The 2,442-nt window shown below is 36.9% G+C and carries 1 protein-coding gene; it reads right to left on the bottom strand.

Annotation, left to right across the window (positions count from 1 at the left end):
- Window positions 1–2,336, bottom strand: a 2,336-nt coding sequence (locus tag CSUIS19073_RS08150; RefSeq protein WP_337214413.1) for a S8 family serine peptidase, incomplete at its 3' end; no start/stop codon positions are given.
- Window positions 2,337–2,442: the final 106 nt, after the last annotated feature.

Raw genomic sequence — 2,442 nt, 5'->3', positions numbered from 1 at the left:
TTTGATATTATTGTGTTATTATCTTTTAGCTTAAATTCCAAAGAGCTTGTATTTTGGATTGTGATATTTGTGAATTTATCTAAATTTTCACTACCTAGCTTAGCAAAATTAATATTAATCTCCTGTCCGCTTTGGAAAAATTGTCCGTTAAGTGGGATATAAACCAAATTTCCGCCCTTAATATCATAACTTCCAGCTATTATATCTGAGTTGGCTTTGTCATCGAAATTTATATGCAAACTCCCATTTTCATTTTGAGTATATTTGCCATCAATGGTTAAAACGCCTATTTGCCCCGCTCCACCAGGCATAACGATACCGCTTTCATTGGTAAGATTTTTGGCTATAGTTCCAGTCCCGCTAATCAAACCGCCACTCCTAGCAAAAATATCCCCATTTGCTAATTTGCCAATTATCCTAGCCACGCCGCCATTTATAGCGTATAGATTTTTGTTTGCGTTAGTTTCGCCAGATATTAGGATTTGACCGCCATTATCTGCATAAAGTGGGGTGTTTTCAGCAGTTACATTATAAAGCTCCAAAACTCCACCACGAGCTATAGTAGGGCCATTATATTTTAGGCTATTTTGGCTAAATTTAAGCGTTCCATCTCCAGTTTTTACAAATCCAGCTTGAAGAGTGGATAAATTCGCATTTACCCTATTATCGCTTTTAAGGGAGTTTGTAGCGTCGCTTAGATGGTATTTATCATCCCATTTTATCTCATCAATATCATTTGTAAAGGTGCCATCTAGTCCATTTGTATCAATGGTATAAAATGCGTAATATTTATTATCAAAGCTCTCTATATCGCTAGGATTTAAGCGATTTATATTTAGAGCTGCTAGACCATTTAGAGCCTTACTAGCGTCTAAAATTCCACTACCTATAAATTCATCTTTGGTTAGTTTGACAACGGCAACGGAGTTGGCTTTGTTATTATTACCAACATCTTCGTTACTTTTTAGTAGGTTATTTATGATATATTGAGCTACACTATTATCATTTTCGCCTGATTTAAATCCAGCATTTATCAAATCTGTTTTGACCTGCTCCCAGTCTATACCACTACCATTTGTTGGCACATCCTTATCAATGTAAAAAATGCTATAAAATTCAGATTGCCCAGTTTTGCCGACATTTTTAGTTACTATTAAATTTGGGGTTTCTACATTTTTATTAGCCGTAGTTAGTAAAATATCGCCGATTTGTGAGCCATTTAAAAATGGAAATTTCTGCTCTATCAATGCCCCAACCCCACTTACAAGCGGAGTAGCAAAGCTAGTCCCAGAATCCTTCATAGTGGTGGCTAAATCTGTTTTTATATTTTTATCGCTTGTATCATAATATGTATATCCATATCTACCATTTGCGGTAGTTAGATTTTGTGCTGGTGCCATAATACCATAAAGCGAGGCTGAGCCTTTGAAAAAATTGCTATAAGCATAAATTCCTTGCTTTGTGATAAGCTCATTTAGGATTACCTTGCTTTTATCGCCACTGCCTTGGCTCCATTTCTGTGCTGCTGCTTTCCACTCTGCTTCTGTAATGCCACCGATTTTGATCTTGCCATTTTCAATGCTAACCTTATCTGAATTTAGCCCACCAACGGCTAAAAGCCCCCTATAGCTCTCATCATAGCTTGGCAAAATGGAATTTGCTCTAGGTGAGCTAAATCCATCATTTCCCACACCTACGATATTTAAGATACCATATTGCTTAGATAATTCAGCTAGGCTTTGAGCCCTTTGTAAGCTTATATCGCTTTGGGTTAGCTTTTGAAATTCGCTATAGCTTATAGCACCACTATTTTGGCTATTATTATCTATGCTCTCTAAGCCATTACCCCACTTGCGATTTATAAGCACGAAGCCTTCACTAGCGTAGCTATGATTTATCACTTTTACGCCACTTTGTATCATCTTTTCTACATCTACTTTTATATTGCCTGTGTATAGTGGGCTTGGATTTAGATAGGCTAGGCCGTAGAATTTAGCAGCACTTGCCACTCCTGTGAGGTCGCTACTATCGCCTACTATAAGAGAGGATACTTGAGTGCCGTGAAGCATAGTAGCCTTATCTGTGCCGCCGAAGCGATCTGGGTCTATAGTGTTATTTATCGCACCTACTAATTTATCTTTTATGATTGGATTGTTGGTATTAAATATGCTATCTACTACGCCCACGATTACGCCAGAGCCATTTATGGTTGGGTTTTGCTCTTTTGCTTTATCAAGATTGATTATTTTATAAGCTCCATCATTTGCTAAGGCTCCGCTAGATAGTAATACGGTTGCACACGCAAATGATAGTGTGATTTTTGAGATTTTATTCACCTGTTCTCCTTGTTTGTAGCCAAATTCCATTGATTAGCGAGTGATTTATAATTTGATATTATCTCTTTTTAGCCCTTTAAAACTACTTAAATAGTAAATTTTACTA

Origin of the sequence: Campylobacter sp. RM19073, from assembly GCF_024723495.1 — a bacterium.
GTDB lineage: Bacteria > Campylobacterota > Campylobacteria > Campylobacterales > Campylobacteraceae > Campylobacter > Campylobacter porcelli.
Note: the sequence above shows the minus strand (reverse complement) of the source record. Positions and strands in the feature narration are given on the sequence as shown.